Genomic DNA, 12,484 nt, shown 5'->3' with positions numbered 1-12,484 from the left:
AAAGTACAACGTGTATGGCAACATGTAAAACGATGAATGTAATCGAGGCGAGATGACCAGCGAGCACAGGGCGAAACGTCGTCCCCACGGAGGGCTGGCCGACAAGCGCAGGGCCATCCTCACGGGCGCTCTGACCGTGTTCGCCCGCGACGGCTTCACCCGTGCCGGCATCGACGCGATCGCCGCGGCGGCCGGGGTGTCCACGCGGACGATCTACAACCACTTCACCGACAAGGCCGAGCTCTTCCAGACCGTCATCAAGGAGAGCGCGGGCCGGGCGGCCGACGCCCAGATCGCCATCGTCGACCGGCACCTGCACAAGATCATCGATCTGGAGGCCGACCTCGTGGAGTTCGGCCGCGCCCTCACCGCCCCGATGGCCACCGAGCACGCGGAGCACTTCGCGCTCGTCCGCCAGGTCAACGCCGAGGCCGGGCACATCCCCCAGGCCGCCATCGACGCCTGGCAGGAGATCGGTCCCCGGCGCGTCCTCCGCCGGCTCGCCGAGCACCTGCGGCAGTGGACGGCCAGGGGCCTGCTCCACACGGACGACCCCGAGCGTGCGGCCGTCCAGCTCATGCTGCTCATCTCAGCCGCCGGTCCGCCCCACCACGGCCCCGCCCCCAGCCGTCAGGAGGCCGACGAGCTGATCGCCTCCGGCGTCCACGTCTTCCTGTACGGCTACCGGCGCTGACCGCGTCACCCTGACGAAAGTAAGGGGGCACGCTGGTCTTTCGGGCATGCCGGGTACGGCGGCGTCCTTCCTACGCTGCTCCGCATGATCAGTGTCACCCGCGTCTCCGCGGCCGCCGTGCTCACCCTGACCCTGCCGTTGACGGGGCCGTTGACGGGCCCGCCACCTGCCGCGGCGGCCTCTGCGGACGGCTCCCAGACGCGCATCGCGATCCCCGTCCCCACCGGTCACCACAAGGTCGGCCGCGACGTCCTGCACCTCGTCGACCGCGAGCGCCGCGACCCGTGGGAGCCCGAGGCGGGCGCGCGGGAGTTGATGGTGTCGGTGTACTACCCGGCCCGCGGCGGCGGGAGCGCCACACCGTACATGACCACCGGCGAGGCCCGCCTCCTCCTCAAGGGCCAGCGGCTCGACACCCGCTTCGAGGCGGAGCGACTCGCCGGCGTCCGTACGAACGCCCGCGCCGGCGCCACCCCCGCCGGCGGCCGTCACCCCCTGGTGGTGCTCTCCCCGGGCTTCACCCTCAACCGCGCCACCCTGACCACGCTCGCCGAGGAGCTCGCCTCGAAGGGGTACGTCGTCGCGCTCGTGGACCACGCCTACGAGTCGTACGGCACCACCTTCCCCGGCGGGCGCCTGCTCACCTGCGTCGCGTGCGAGAAGGTGGAGAGCGCCCCCTCCGACGCGGCGGGCAAGAAGCTGCTCGCCAAGGCCGCGGCCGGCCGGGCGGCGGACCTCTCCTTCGTCATCGACCGGCTGACCCGCACGGCCTGGAAACGCTCGACGATGATCGACCTGCGGCGGATCGGCGCCGCAGGCCACTCGCTCGGCGGCAACGCCGCGGCGAGCGTCATGGCCGGCGACCGCCGCATCCGCGCCGGAGCGAACATGGACGGCACGTTCTTCGCGCCGGTGCCGAAGGCCGGCCTCGGCAAACGGCCGTTCCTCATGCTCGGCACCGAGGCCCAGCACTCGCCCGGCACCGACGACGCGAGCTGGCCCCGGGACTGGTGGCGCCTGGACGGCTGGAAACGCTGGCTGACCGTGGCCGGCTCGGGCCACCTCACCTTCATCGACCTGCCCATCCTGGGCGGCCAGGCCGGGATGACCGACCCCTCCGCGCCGCTGCCGGGGAAACGTTCTGGCGAGATCACCACGGGGTACGTGGGCGCCTTCTTCGACCGGCATCTGCGCGGGAAACACCAGCCGCTGCTCGACGGCCCGTCCGCCGCCAACCCGGAGGTCACCTTCCACGATCCCTCGTGAAATTTTCACGACCGGGCGCGTGTCCTCCCAGTTGGCCCGGCGGCGTCCGCGGCGGTCATTGAGATGAGGGCGTCCCGGCGCCTACGGTGCAGGAATCCGCACACGGTGATCCCCGCAAGGAGTCCGTCATGCGCGCCCGTGCCGTCCCGGCTCTGATCATGGCTCTGCTCGCCCTCGTCATCCACGCACCCGAGGCACGTGCCCAGGTGACGGGCGGCTTCGACTTCTCCAGGGCCGAGGTCTCCGTCACGGGCCTGCAGGTCCCGTGGGGGCTGGCGTTCCTGCCGGACGGCAGCGCGCTGGTGTCCGAGCGGAACACGGGACGCATCCTCCAGGTGCGCCCCGGCCAGCCGCCCGCTCAGGTCGCCACGGTCAGCGGGGTGAGCGCCTCCGGCGAGAGCGGCCTGCTCGGCATCGCCGTGTCGCCCGCGTACGCGGAAGACGGCTGGGTGTATGCGTACTTCACCAGCACGAGCGGGGACAACCGCCTGGTCAGGCTCCGGCTGAGCGCACCCCCGACGCAGACCGTGATCTTCTCCGGGGTGCCGAGCGCCGCCATCCACGACGGCGGCCGCATCGCGTTCGGCCCCGACGGCATGCTCTACGTGGCCACCGGCGACGCCGGCGTCACCGGCAACGCCCAGAACCTCGACAGCCCCGCGGGGAAGATCCTGCGCATGACGCCCACCGGCGGGATACCGTCGGACAACCCGTTCCCCGGATCCCGAGTCTGGAGCTACGGCCACCGCAACGTGCAGGGCCTGACCTGGGACTCCCAGGGCAGGATGTACGCCACCGAGTTCGGCCAGAACACCTGGGACGAGGTCAACCGGATCGTCGCGGGCGGAAACTATGGCTGGCCCACCTGTGAGGGCCAGTGCGGCAACACCTCCTTCCGCAGCCCGATCGTCACCTGGACGACCGCCCAGGCGTCACCGAGCGGGCTCGCCTACGCCAATGGCACGCTCTTCGCCGCGGCGCTGCGCGGCCAGCGGCTCTGGACGGTGCCGCTCAACGACGACGGAACGGCGGGCACGCCGCTCGCCGAGCTCCAGTCCGGGTACGGCCGGCTCCGCGCGGTCGCCGCTGGGCCGGACGGCTGGCTCTGGGTGACGACCAGCAACCGCGACGGCCGCGGCACCCCCGCGGCCCAGGACGACCGGATCATCCGCATCCCGCCGGCCACGGGCGCCGAGGACGACACCACTCCGCCGACCGCGCCCGGAGGCCTGGCCGCGTCGGGAACGACCGCCACCGGCACCACCCTGACGTGGACCGCGTCGGCCGACGACACCGGCGTGACCGGCTACGGCATCCTGCGCGCACCGGGCACCTCCGGCGGCGCCTTCACCCAGGTGGGCACCTCGGCGACGACCTCGTACACCGACACCGGGCTGACCGCGACCACCGCCTACCGCTACCAGGTGCGTGCCCGCGACGCGGCGGGCAACCTGTCCCCGGTGTCCGGCACGGTCACGGTCACCACCTCGGGAGGCGGCGCCACCGGCGGATGCACGGTCACGCCGGCCACCCAGACCCAGTGGGGAGGCGGCTACGTGATCCAGCCGGTCACGGTCGCCAACACCGGCACGTCCGCCACCACCGGGTGGACGGTGACGTTCACGCTGCCCAGCGGCCACACCGTCACAGGCTCATGGAACGCCACGCTGACCAGCAGCGGCCGGACCGTCACGGCCAGGAACACCGGGCACAACGGCACGCTGGCCGCCGGGCAGAGCACCACGTTCGGTTTCCAGGCCACGCGCCCCGGCGGCGACACCCAGACGCCCTCCGGCTACCTGTGCACGAGTCCCTGAGGCGACGTACGCTGGACGGTGCGCGCTCAGGACGCCACCGGTCCGCGGAAAGGGCCCAGCCCCACCTGACGGTCACCGACCTACCCGGCCCGACCTCTTTTCCGGCCTGATCATGCGGGCACCAGGCCAGACGGAAAGGAGGCCATCGTGCCCATCCACCGCCTGCCCGCCAACCCCCGCATCCAACGGCTCCGCAAGCAGGCCAAGACCCTCCTCCAGCAGATGAGGGCGGGCGCGCCCGAGGCGCGCCGGCTCGTCGCGGAGTTCCATCCCCGGCCGCCGCGGGCGCCCAGGCTGTCCGACGCGCAGCTCGTCACCGCCCGCATGTACGGCTTCGCGAGCTGGCCCAAGCTGAAGGAGCACATCGGCACCGTCGAGCGGTACACCCGCTCGCCGCACCGGATCGCGCCGCGCGAGGACCCGCAGGAGGAGTTCCTGCGGCTCGCCTGCCTCACCTACGGTCAGGACGATCGGGGCAGGACCGGCGAGGCCGGCCTCCTGCCGGCCGGGCAGCCGGGATTGTCCACCGCGAACGTCTTCACGATGGCGGCCACCGGCTCGGCCGACTCCATGGCCGACGCGCTGGCCGCGGATCCCGGCCTGGCCCGCGCGCAGGGCGGCCCCTTCGGGTGGGAGCCGCTGCTGTACCTGGCCTACGCCCGCGTCGACCCGCCGGGCCGGCCCGTGGAGGCGGCCCGGCTCCTCCTCGACCACGGCGCCGACCCGAACGCCGGCTTCCTGTGGGACGGGCTGACCTCCCCGTTCACGGCGCTCACCGGCGCGTTCGGCGGCGGGGAGGGCGACCAGCCGCCGCACCCGCGGGGTCCGGAGCTGGCCAGGCTGCTCCTGGAGGCGGGAGCCGACCCCAACGACGGCCAGGCCCTCTACAACCGCGGGCTCGGCGGCTCCTTCTCCGACGACCCTGTCCACCTGGAGCTGCTGCTGGAGTTCGGCCTCGGGCGCGGAGAGGGCGGGCCGTGGCGGGGCCGGCTGGGCCCGACGTTGCGGTCGCCGCGGCAGCTGGTGCGCGACGAACTCGCCACCGCCGCGTTGCGGGGCGGCCCGCGGCGGACCCGGCTGCTCCTCGCGCACGGCGCGGAGGTGGACGGTCTCGGCGGGCATCCGGCGTTCGGCGGGCGCACACCGTACGAGCTGGCCGTGCTGCACGGGCACACCGAGGTCGCGGAGCTCCTCGCCGCGGCGGGCGCCTCGACCGTGCTGGACGAGACGGACACGTTCACCGCCGCCTGCATGCGCGCCGACGCCGGCGCGGTGGCCGCGTCCGGCCGGGCGCCACTGGCCCGGGCGCTCGCCCGCACTCCCGATCTGATCAACAGGGCGGCCGAGCAGCGCAGGCCCGCGGCGGTACGCCTGCTGGCCGGCCTCGGCTTCGACGTGAACCACCTGCATCGAGCCGCCCCGCTGCACGCGGCGGCCTGGAACGACGACGTGGAGACCGCCAGGACGCTCGTCGAGCTCGGGGCCGACCTCACGATCAGGGACACCGAGCACGACTCGACCCCGCTCGGCTGGGCCGAATACGGCGGCAGGCACCGCGTGGCGGCGTACCTGCGCAACATGGAGCGGCACGAGTGACCCGGTGACGTGCGCCGCACCCGCGTGAAGAAGACAGGACCGCGCGGCCGATCTCCGGCCGCGCGGTCGCGGGCGACGGCTCGCTCACGAGATCGGGCGGATCTCCACGAGCGGGCAGGCCGGCCACGAGCGGACCAGCTCCAGCGCCTCGTCCAGGTCGGCCACCTCGACCTCGGCGAACCCGCTGACCACCTCCTTGCCCTCCACGAACGGGCCGTCCGTGACCACCGGCTCCCCTGAGCCGAGCCGCACCGTGGTCGCGGTGTGCACCGGCGCCAGGTGGGTGTGGTGGGTGATCTTTCCGGCGTGCTCGGCGAACCAGCGGCCCACCGCCTCATGGGCGGCCTGCCGCTCCTTCTCGTCCATCTCGTCCAACTGCTTGGCGAACTGCTCGGTCTCCACGAACATCAGCACGTACTTCACGTGTGTCCTCCTCGATCCTTCGTGAGCCAGGGCGCTCCCGCGGCCTCGACCGGGGTGTGGAAGGCGTGCGCCCTTCACGGAACAAGACGATCGGGAGGCACGCCCATACGACACCTCGGCAGAAGGGTTACCCCGGCCGGCCGCCGACGACCGCCCCGGCGCCCCACACGATGCGATCGCCGGTCACCGCCGGGTGGTGAGCCGATCCGGCCAGAGGGTAGGGGGCGCCTGTGCAGGCCAGGTCCGCCCTTTTCGCGAGAGCCACCCGGGCGGTCCGTCTGCGCGGGCGTGTCCTCGCCCTGGCGACGGGGGCCTGCCTGGCGCTGGCGTTTCCCGCCGTCGGCGCCTGGTGGTGGGCGTGGGCCGGGCTGGTTCCGCTCGTGGTCCTCGCCGCGAGGGCGGGGTCGTACGCCGAAGCGGCATGGCGCGGCTGGTTCGCGGCCGTGGGCTTCTTCGCGACCCTGAACCACTGGGTGCTCCACTCCCTGGGGGTGTTCGCGCCGCTCGCCCTGGGAATCGCGGGCCTGTCCTGGGTGCCGTTCGGGCTTGTCGCGTACGGCCTGCTCCGCCGGGTCTCCGCGGCCCGGGTCGTCGCGGCCCTGCTGGTGTTGCCCTCTGCCTGGCTGGTGATCGAGGTCCTGCGGTCATGGGCACCTCTCGCCGGTGCGTGGGGGGTGCTCGGTTCGAGTCAGTGGCGTGTGCCGCCCCTGCTCGCGCCGGCCGCGCTCGGCGGCGTGTGGCTGCTGAGCTTCGTGCTGGTCGCCGTCAACGCCGGGCTCTCCGCCGCCGTGCTGCCCGGCGCCGGGCAGCGAGCCCGCCTGGTGGGCGCGGGCGCCGCCGTCGCGCTGGCCGTGCTCGCCGTCGGGTACGGGCTCGTACGGCCGGAGCCCGCCGTGACGGGCACCATGCGCGTGGCCGGTGTGCAGACCGGCGACGTGCCCGGCGCGGCCCGGCGCCTGGCCGCGAACCTGCGCCTGACCAGCGAGCTCGCCGGCCGCGATCACGACGTGGTCATCTGGGGGCAGAGCAGCGTCGCTTTCGACCCGGCGCGGCGGCCCGACGTGGATCGCCTGCTGCGTGCGGCCGCTGCCGAAGTGGGCAGCGATCTGCTGGTGAACGTGGACGCCAGGGGCTCATCCGGGCAGATCGCCAAGACGACGTACCAGTACACCTCGGATGGGATCGTGAACAGCTATGTCAAGCAGCGACTGGTGCCGTTCGGCGAGTACATCCCGCTGCGGCCGTTGCTCGGCTGGCTGGCCGATCACACCGACGCGGCCGCGGAGGACCGGACCACCGGCGGCCGGCTCGCCACCCTGGACGTGGCAGGTCACCGGGTCGGCCCGCTCATCTCCTACGAGTCCGCCTTTCCCGACATGCGGCGCCGGCTGGCCGTCATGGGCGCGGACCTCACCGTCGTGCAGGGTTCGCTCACGACGTTCCACGGCAGCTGGGCGCACGCGCAGCAGGCCGGTCTCGAGGCCGTCCGCGCGGTCGAATCCGGCCGCCCGGCCGTGCTCGTGGAAGCCGACGGGACCTCGGCGGCGTTCGACGCCCGGGGCAGGCCGCTGGCCTGGTACGGCCCCGGGTATCGGGGCGCCTTCGTGATCGACGTGCCGCTGTCCCGGGACGTCACGCCGTACGTCCGGCTGGGGGACTGGGTGCCCGTCATGGCCGCCGGGATTCTGGCCGTGAGCGGCATCAGGCTCGCCGCCCGGCGCCGTGGCTTTCGTCACGCGCCCGGTGAGAGGGAGGCCGGCGTACAGGACTAGGAGAGTAATGTTCGGTAACTGTGGGATCTGAGAGTGGAAAGCCGGGCGAGTACCGGCAGAGCCGGTTCCGTACGCCACCTGGGGCGACCGAGATCCTCCTGGTCCGGCACGGCGAATCCGAGCCCGCGCATCCCGACCGGCTGTTCCCCCTGGTGGACGGCCAGGGCGATCCCGGCCTCGCGCTCGAGGGCCGCGAGCAGGCCGAGCGGGTGGGCCTGCGGCTCGGCCCCGAGCGCATCGACGCGATCTACGTGAGCACGCTGCGGGCCGCGCGGCGGATGTCGGCCGAGGAACGCTGGGACGTGATCCCGGGCGCGGAGCCTGCCGCGGCCTTCTCCACCGCGGCCGCCCTCCCCGCCTGAGGAACGCCGCCACCCGCCTCTCCTACTGAGGTGACGCCTCGATCAGCCGCCGGTGCGACTCCAGCAGGCCCTTCGGCAGGTCGCCGGGGGCGCACCAGCGGGCCTCCAGGATCTCCATCGGGTTCAGCCGCATCGTGCCGCCGCCGGTGTATCCGGCCGCGTAGGCGACCTCCACCCTGAGCTGGAACCCGCTCCTGAGCTGCACCATCTCCCCGACGCTCACCTCCAGCCCGGTCTCTTCCCTGACCTCGCGGACGACCGTCTGCTCGAAGGTCTCGCCCCGCCGCGCGCCGCCCGTCGGCAGCCCCCACTGGTGGTCCTCGGCCCAGAACCGGTGCCGCAGCAGCAGCACGTTGCCGTCCGGGTCGCGGACGACGCCGGTCACCCCGACCATGAACTTGTCCTGCGACAGGTAGAGCAGCCGCCACTTCACCGGCCCGCGAAGCGCGCGCCAGAGCCGGGCCAACAGCCTCTTCACCGACGTCCTCCGCCATCCGTTGCCCTTGACGGGGAAGCGTACCGGTGCCCTGGGCCTACTCCGGTTGCCGGGGAACGAAACGAATGAAGGGGATGTGTTGTCCGACAGCCCGGAAGTCGGCCTCCGAGCCGTCGACCGCGAACCCCATCAGGCGGGGAAGCAGGAGTTTGGCCGCCACCCGGTGCTGGGACGCATAGCGCGCGAAGATGTCCGCTCCCTTCTCCGCGGGGATCGGCACGGCCGTCACCCGCAAGGTGCGCCTTCCCACCTGGATGGCGACGTCGGGGGTGGCGAGCAGGTTGCGGTACCACGCCGCCTTCGGCCCCCACCCTGACGCGACCACATAGCCGTAGTCGTGGGCGTCATGGGCGATGACCTCAAGGACGACCTGTCGTCGCTTTCCGGTGACGCGGCCGACGTGGTGCAGCACCATGATGCGCTGCCCGAAAATCCAGCCGAGGCCCATGCGATAGAGGTGCAGCGGCAGCCGGAACAGCAGCCGGCTCAGCCCCTCCGGTGGCCGTGCATTCTTGACGATCTCCACGGGATGCTCCTTCCTCTGGTGAGCTGAGCCGCTGCTCGGCTCACTTCCTTCGGGCGGCCCTAATCGACGAGCCGGTGCAGGACACCTGCCAGGAGCCCGGCGTCCTGCCCGGCGCCCAGGCCGCGGTGCAGGAGGAGGCCGTCGAGGGTGGCGGTCAGGACCGCGGCCGTCTCATGCGGCGCACGCACGCCGTGCTCGCCCAGCCAGCTGCCGAACCGCCGCAGGAACTCGTCGACGACGCCTGCGATCTGCTCGCGAAGCCGATCGTCGCGGGAGGCCGCCAAATAGGCCTCCGTGGCCAGCAGCGAGGTCGGGTCGGTCCCGGAGAAGCGCCCCAATGACGTCAGCATCGCGTCGATCCCGTTCCTGGGGCCGTCCGCGTTCTCCAGTGCGGTGGCCGCCTCGGCCAGCAGGTGACGCATCGCGCCGACGGCCGCCTCGTTCAGCAGCTCCGGCAGGGACGGGAAGTGGTAGTGGACCACGCTCGGCGTCACCCCGGCCCGCTCGGCCAGCGTCCGGGTGCTCACCGCCGTCCAGCCGCGCTCGGGTATGAGCTCGGTCGCGGCGTTGAGCAGCCGCTGACGGACTTCACGCCCGCGTGCCGCCGCCTGAGAGATCAACTCGCCTCCTCTGCCGGACGAACGTCCTGAACAACTGTCCTGTACGAACGCCCTGATCGTACGACGCCAGATCCCACCTGGCAAATGGGTTGCGGGCGGTAGGCATGAACGTATTGCCGTATATACCCTATAAGGGTATACAAAGGGGAGTTGTCCGTCTGAGGGGTAGGCAAAGAGAGCGAGGCGTTCGAGATGTCTGCTGGGGCGAAGGTCGAGGGGTACGTCGCCGACGGGTACGACAAAGTACGCGAGGTCTTCCAGGAGCTGATGGACGACGGCCGCGAGACGGGGGCAGGCGTCTCCGTCTGGCGGGACGGCCGCGAAGTCGTCCGGCTGAGCGGAGGATGGGCCGACACCGGGCGACATCGCGCCTGGCGCTCCGACACCCTCGTCCAGCCATATTCCTTGTCGAAGTCGTTCGTGACGCTCGCCGCCCTCGTGGCGGTGCGCGACGGCGCGCTGGCGCTGGACGAGCCGATAGCGAAGCGCTGGCCCGCGTACGGCGTCAGGGGCAAGGAGCGCACCACGTTGCGCCAGGTGCTCACGCACCGGTCCGGGCAGCCGCGGTTCCCGTCAGAGGCCGCGGGTCTGGACCTGCTGGACGACGCCGGGTTGCGCGAAAGCCTGGCGATGGCGGCGCCGGAGTACGTTCCTGGAACGTCGCTCGGGGAGCACGCGCTGACCTACGGACACCTGGTGGACGCCATCCTGCGTGAGACGGCCGGCACCACGCTGGGCGAGGTGTACAACGAGGTCGTGCGGCCCGCGCTGGGCCTGGACGCCTGGTTCGGGGTGCCGGATCACGCGCTGGAGCGTGTCGCCGACCTGGAGTACGCCGACCCTGAATGGCCGCGTCGCCTGCATGCGGCCCCGTGGCTGCGGATCCCTGACGGCGTCCTGGACGTCGAGCGGGTGAACACCGCGCCCTGGCGGCAGTCGGTGTTCGGCGCGGTCAACCTGCACACGACCGCGACCGCCATGGCGGAGTTCTTCTCCCGGCTGACGGGAGCGGACGGCCCTGTTCGCGCGCTGCTCGGGCCGCGACTGCACGCCGACCTCCTCGCCTCCCAGGTCACGGACTTCGACGAGGTCTTCGGCACTCGGATCACCTGGACGCTCGGTTTCGTCCGAGACCGCGGCAAGATCGCGAAGGGCGGGATCGGCGGTTCGGCCGCCTGGTGGTCGCTCAAGCACAACCACGGCTGCGCCTACCTGACGCGACGGCTGGACGATCATTCCAGGGCCGCCGCGATCGCCGCCGCGCTGGGCGACGACCTGACCGTGGTGGGCGAGGACTGAGCCGTCCTGCGGAGCGGAGGCGCGAATTCGCGAAGAGACCTCCCGCTTCACGGAATACCATAGGGGGGTATAGTGTTTTCCCAGCGACACCACCGAGGGGAGGCCGGAGATGGCCGGATACAGCGGTAACAAGCACGAGCACGCGCTGCGGCTGCGCCGCGTCGAGGGGCAGATCCGTGGCCTGCAGCGCATGGTCGAAGACGACAAATACTGCATCGACATCCTGACCCAGGTGTCGGCGGCGACCAGCGCGCTGAAGTCGTTCTCCCTGTCGCTGCTCGAAGAGCACCTGGCCCACTGCGTCGCCGAGGCCACGAAGAACGGTGGCCCGGAGGCCGACGCCAAGGTCAAGGAGGCGGCAGATGCCGTTGCCCGACTTGTCCGTTCTTGACCGGATTGAAGGAGAGATCGCTATGAGCACCGCCACTTACACCGTCAAGGGGATGACCTGCGGACACTGCGTCAGCTCGGTCAAGGAAGAGGTCAGCGAGGTTGCCGGCGTCGCCGCTGTCGAGGTGGATCTGACGTCCGGGCTGCTGACGGTCGAGAGCGACGGTCCTGTCGACCCGGCGAAGATCGTCGCCGCCGTCGAGGAGGCCGGATACGACGTGGCGGATCCGTCATGAACACGCCTGCCAAGATCGGGGCCTACGTCCTGGGACTCGCCGTCGTCTTCGGCGGCGCCCTGGGCGCGGGCAAGGTTGTCGGACCGGTCGCGACGAGCGCGGCCGGCGCGACGCCCGCCCCGGAGGACCACGGCGCCATGGCGGCGCCCACCGCGAGCGCGGGGCATGACGAGCACACCACGCAGCAGGCGGCAGAAGATACCCCCGGGGGGCTCCAAGTGTCCGAGAACGGCTACACCCTCACCCCGCTCACCTCCACGCTCAAGCCCGGCGAGCCCGCCGACTTCCGGTTCACCGTGACGGGCCCCGACGGCCGGCCGATCACCGGCTACGAGGTCCAGCACGACAAGAAGATGCACTTCATCGTCGTGTCCCGTGACCTGACGACCTTCCAGCACGTGCATCCTGAAATGGCCGCCGACGGCACCTGGTCGGTCGGGCTCACCTTTCCCAAGGCGGGCGCCTACCGCGCCTTCGCCGACTTCGCCCCCACCGGCGGCGACGCCCTGACCCTGGGGACCGACCTGTCCGTGGCGGGCGGCTACGAGCCCAGGGCGCTGCCGCCGGTCACCCGCACCTCCACCGTGGACGGCTACACCGTCACCCTTGACGGAGACCTGAAGCCCGGGCAGGCGAGCAAGCTCACCCTGAAGGTCAGCAAGGACGGCGAACCGGTCACCGACCTGCAGCCCTACCTCGGCGCCTACGGCCACCTGGTCGCCCTGCGCGCCAACGACCTGGCCTACCTGCACGTGCATCCCGACGGCGAGCCCGGTGACGGCAGGACCGACGCGGGGCCGGACATCGTCTTCTACGCTGAGGTGCCGAGCGACGGCGACTACCGTCTGTTCCTGGACTTCCGGCACGGCGGCGAGGTCCGTACGGCCGACTTCACGCTCGGCGGCGGCCGGCGGGCGGCGACGCCCCGGCAGACTCCGGCCGCCACGTCAGGCGAGCACGACGACGATCATGGCCACTGAACGCGAG

At 72.0% G+C, this 12,484-nt stretch carries 14 protein-coding genes; 10 read left to right on the top strand and 4 right to left on the bottom strand.

The window, feature by feature from the left end; translation table 11 throughout:
• Positions 1 to 52 precede the first annotated feature (52 nt).
• The 4 genes from E1294_RS03490 to E1294_RS03475 all read left to right on the top strand — a co-directional run bounded on the left by E1294_RS03490 (position 53) and on the right by E1294_RS03475 (position 5,373).
• Positions 53 to 694, top strand: a complete 642-nt coding sequence (locus tag E1294_RS03490; protein WP_132504352.1) for a TetR/AcrR family transcriptional regulator C-terminal domain-containing protein — start codon at positions 53 to 55, stop codon at positions 692 to 694.
• A gap of 84 nt (positions 695 to 778) precedes the next feature.
• The gene (locus E1294_RS03485) at positions 779 to 1,960 is read left to right on the top strand and encodes an alpha/beta hydrolase family protein (protein ID WP_132504350.1); all 1,182 of its coding nucleotides are present in this window, start codon (positions 779 to 781) and stop codon (positions 1,958 to 1,960) included.
• Positions 1,961 to 2,088: 128 nt separating this feature from the next.
• Entirely contained in the window at positions 2,089 to 3,777 is a 1,689-nt protein-coding gene (locus E1294_RS03480) for a PQQ-dependent sugar dehydrogenase (protein ID WP_132504348.1), read from the top strand.
• 147 nt (positions 3,778 to 3,924) lie between these two features.
• Positions 3,925 to 5,373, top strand: coding sequence for an ankyrin repeat domain-containing protein (locus E1294_RS03475; RefSeq protein WP_132504346.1), 1,449 nt, complete (start codon positions 3,925 to 3,927; stop codon positions 5,371 to 5,373).
• 84 nt (positions 5,374 to 5,457) lie between these two features.
• On the opposite strand, the gene E1294_RS03470 is transcribed toward E1294_RS03475, so the two are convergent.
• Positions 5,458 to 5,796: a YciI family protein gene (locus E1294_RS03470; protein WP_165977060.1), complete on the bottom strand. Its 339-nt coding sequence runs from the start codon at positions 5,794 to 5,796 to the stop codon at positions 5,458 to 5,460.
• 230 nt (positions 5,797 to 6,026) lie between these two features.
• On the opposite strand from E1294_RS03470, the gene lnt reads away from it, so the two are divergent.
• Both lnt and E1294_RS03460 read left to right on the top strand, forming a co-directional pair.
• Positions 6,027 to 7,568, top strand: coding sequence for an apolipoprotein N-acyltransferase (gene lnt / locus E1294_RS03465; protein WP_220447533.1), 1,542 nt, complete (start codon positions 6,027 to 6,029; stop codon positions 7,566 to 7,568).
• Positions 7,569 to 7,588: 20 nt separating this feature from the next.
• On the top strand, positions 7,589 to 7,930 hold the full coding sequence (locus E1294_RS03460; protein WP_132504344.1) for a histidine phosphatase family protein: 342 nt from the start codon (positions 7,589 to 7,591) through the stop codon (positions 7,928 to 7,930).
• A 22-nt stretch (positions 7,931 to 7,952) separates the two neighbouring features.
• On the opposite strand, the gene E1294_RS03455 is transcribed toward E1294_RS03460, so the two are convergent.
• The 3 genes from E1294_RS03455 to E1294_RS03445 are packed head-to-tail and all read right to left on the bottom strand — an operon-like array spanning position 7,953 to position 9,572.
• Positions 7,953 to 8,408 carry an NUDIX domain-containing protein gene (locus E1294_RS03455; protein ID WP_220447532.1) on the bottom strand — a complete coding sequence of 152 codons (456 nt, stop codon included), beginning with the start codon at positions 8,406 to 8,408 and terminating at the stop codon, positions 7,953 to 7,955.
• A 55-nt stretch (positions 8,409 to 8,463) separates the two neighbouring features.
• Positions 8,464 to 8,952, bottom strand: a complete 489-nt coding sequence (locus tag E1294_RS03450; protein WP_132504342.1) for a nitroreductase family deazaflavin-dependent oxidoreductase — start codon at positions 8,950 to 8,952, stop codon at positions 8,464 to 8,466.
• A gap of 59 nt (positions 8,953 to 9,011) precedes the next feature.
• Positions 9,012 to 9,572, bottom strand: coding sequence for a TetR/AcrR family transcriptional regulator (locus E1294_RS03445; RefSeq protein ID WP_165977059.1), 561 nt, complete (start codon positions 9,570 to 9,572; stop codon positions 9,012 to 9,014).
• A 192-nt stretch (positions 9,573 to 9,764) separates the two neighbouring features.
• Between E1294_RS03445 and E1294_RS03440 the strand changes: the two genes are divergently transcribed.
• From E1294_RS03440 to E1294_RS03425, 4 genes are all read left to right on the top strand, one after another.
• Positions 9,765 to 10,871, top strand: coding sequence for a serine hydrolase domain-containing protein (locus E1294_RS03440; RefSeq protein WP_132504340.1), 1,107 nt, complete (start codon positions 9,765 to 9,767; stop codon positions 10,869 to 10,871).
• Positions 10,872 to 10,980: 109 nt separating this feature from the next.
• Positions 10,981 to 11,262, top strand: coding sequence for a metal-sensitive transcriptional regulator (locus tag E1294_RS03435; protein WP_132504338.1), 282 nt, complete (start codon positions 10,981 to 10,983; stop codon positions 11,260 to 11,262).
• Between the two features lie 22 nt (positions 11,263 to 11,284).
• Entirely contained in the window at positions 11,285 to 11,497 is a 213-nt protein-coding gene (locus E1294_RS03430) for a heavy-metal-associated domain-containing protein (protein ID WP_132504336.1), read from the top strand.
• Entirely contained in the window at positions 11,494 to 12,477 is a 984-nt protein-coding gene (locus E1294_RS03425) for a hypothetical protein (RefSeq protein ID WP_132504334.1), read from the top strand. The genes E1294_RS03430 and E1294_RS03425 overlap by 4 nt, the downstream gene beginning before the upstream one ends.
• Positions 12,478 to 12,484: the final 7 nt, after the last annotated feature.

It is taken from the genome of Nonomuraea diastatica (genome assembly GCF_004349015.1).
Lineage (GTDB): Bacteria > Actinomycetota > Actinomycetes > Streptosporangiales > Streptosporangiaceae > Nonomuraea > Nonomuraea diastatica.
This window is presented reverse-complemented; position numbering and strand designations above follow the sequence as displayed.

What these genes read in the sequence shown, in the direction of transcription:
- E1294_RS03435 (WP_132504338.1), top strand. Translation starts at nt 10,981, where the DNA reads ATGGCCGGATACAGCGGTAACAAGCACGAGCACGCGCTGCGGCTGCGC.
- E1294_RS03440 (WP_132504340.1), top strand. Translation starts at nt 9,765, where the DNA reads ATGTCTGCTGGGGCGAAGGTCGAGGGGTACGTCGCCGACGGGTACGAC.
- E1294_RS03425 (WP_132504334.1), top strand. Translation starts at nt 11,494, where the DNA reads ATGAACACGCCTGCCAAGATCGGGGCCTACGTCCTGGGACTCGCCGTC.
- E1294_RS03485 (WP_132504350.1), top strand. Translation starts at nt 779, where the DNA reads ATGATCAGTGTCACCCGCGTCTCCGCGGCCGCCGTGCTCACCCTGACC.
- E1294_RS03490 (WP_132504352.1), top strand. Translation starts at nt 53, where the DNA reads ATGACCAGCGAGCACAGGGCGAAACGTCGTCCCCACGGAGGGCTGGCC.
- E1294_RS03480 (WP_132504348.1), top strand. Translation starts at nt 2,089, where the DNA reads ATGCGCGCCCGTGCCGTCCCGGCTCTGATCATGGCTCTGCTCGCCCTC.
- E1294_RS03430 (WP_132504336.1), top strand. Translation starts at nt 11,285, where the DNA reads ATGAGCACCGCCACTTACACCGTCAAGGGGATGACCTGCGGACACTGC.